The following is a 1,689-nucleotide window of genomic DNA, read 5'->3' as shown; positions in this document are numbered from 1 at the left end:
ACCCCCAACACCTCCGCGAACACCCCGCACAACGCCACCTCACGCGCCGAACGAGGCTCCCGGCCCCCCGCCGACACCAACACCCCGAAATCAGGAACCGGCAACGCACCCCGATCCACCTTCCCGTTCGGCGTCAAGGGTATGGCGGGGACAGCGGTGATCAGCGAGGGGATCATGTACTCAGGCAGTTGCCCGCGCAGTTCCTCGGCGACGGCGGAGGGGGCAAACTCGGTATCGGGCTCGGTCACCACGTAGGCGACGAGGCGGACGTCGTCTTCCCGGACGGTGTGGACGACGACGGTGGCGTGGGCCACGCCACCGCATCGCCGCAGCCCCGACTCGATCTCGCCGGGCTCGATGCGGAAGCCCCGGACCTTGACCTGTTGGTCGGCCCGGCCGGCGAACTCCAGCCGACCGTCCTTGTTCCAGCGAGCGAGGTCTCCCGTGCGGTACATGCGCGTGCCTGCGGGACCGTACGGGTTCGCCACGAAGCGCTGGGCGCTCATGCCCGGTTGTCCCAGGTAGCCCCGGGCCATTCCGGCGCCGGTGACATAGAGCTCGCCCACCACGCCGGGCGGCATCAGGCCGAGGTGCTCGTCGAGGACGTAGACCTGCTTGTCGGAGATCGGCAGGCCAATCGGGAGGGAGGGCTCGGGATCATGGCCGGGCGCCATCTCGTGGAGTGTGGCGAAGGTGGTGGTCTCGCCCGGTCCGTAGCCGTTGACCACGGTGAGGGCCGGGCAGGCCGCCATGACGCGTCGTACCGCGTCCGGCGGGACGACCTCGCCGCCGGTGAAGACCTGGCTCATGGGTGCGAAGGTGTTGGGATACTCCTCGGCCAGTGCCTTGAACAGCCCTGCGGTGATCCACATGGAGGTGATGCCGTGGTCGCTGATGATGTCCCGCAGATGCGGTCCGTCGAGCGGCACGTCAGGGGCGATGACCACCTGTCCGCCCTGCAGAAGGGGCATCCAGAGTTCGAACGGCAGGGCGTCCCAGGCGGTCGGCGAGTGCAGGAGCACCCGTGCGGGGTACCTTCCCACCGCCGGGTCCTCGGCCAGGGAGGTGATGTCGGCGTGGGTGAGCCCGATGCCCTTCGGGGTGCCGGTGGACCCGGACGTGTAGATGACGCAGGCGAGTTGTTCGGGGTCAGGCGACACACCGGACGGCTGGGCCAGGACCTGCGCGGCCTCCTCCTGGACGAGCAGCACCTGGTCCCGGGGTACGAAGGCCGGGGCCCGGGTCAGCGAGTCGGTCAGTAGCAGGCCGACGCTGTTGTCCGCCCACATCCCGCGCACCTGACTCTCCGGGTAACGGGCATCGAGCGACAGATACATGCCGCCCGCCTTGATCACGGCCAGCACCGCGACCACGAAGCCGATCGACCGCGGCATGGCGACGGCCACCAGCCGTTCCGTGCCGACCCCACGACCGATCAGTTCCCGAGCGAGGCGGTCGGCCCGCTGGTCGAGTTGGGCGTAGGTGAGCCGAGTGCCGTCGGCGACGACCGCGACGGCGTCCGGAGCCCGCTCGACCTGCGCCCGGAATGCCGCGACCAGGCTTCGCGCGGGCCGGCCGGTGTCGTCCCGCTCCGGCAGGAGTTGGTGGCGTTCGTCGGGGGTGAGGATGTCGGCCCGGCTGACCGGCGCCTCCGGATCCGTGGTCACCTGCTCCAGCAGCCGTACCCAC

At 70.2% G+C, this 1,689-nt stretch carries 1 protein-coding gene; it reads right to left on the bottom strand.

Annotated features, from left to right (window positions below; all coding sequences use genetic code 11):
* Nucleotides 1–1,689, bottom strand: a 1,689-nt coding sequence (locus tag ACH4TL_RS45790) for an amino acid adenylation domain-containing protein (protein ID WP_398425556.1), incomplete at both ends; no start/stop codon positions are given.

The sequence above is a fragment of the Streptomyces sp. NPDC021115 genome (assembly GCF_044333065.1).
Lineage (GTDB): Bacteria > Actinomycetota > Actinomycetes > Streptomycetales > Streptomycetaceae > Streptomyces.
This window is presented reverse-complemented; position numbering and strand designations above follow the sequence as displayed.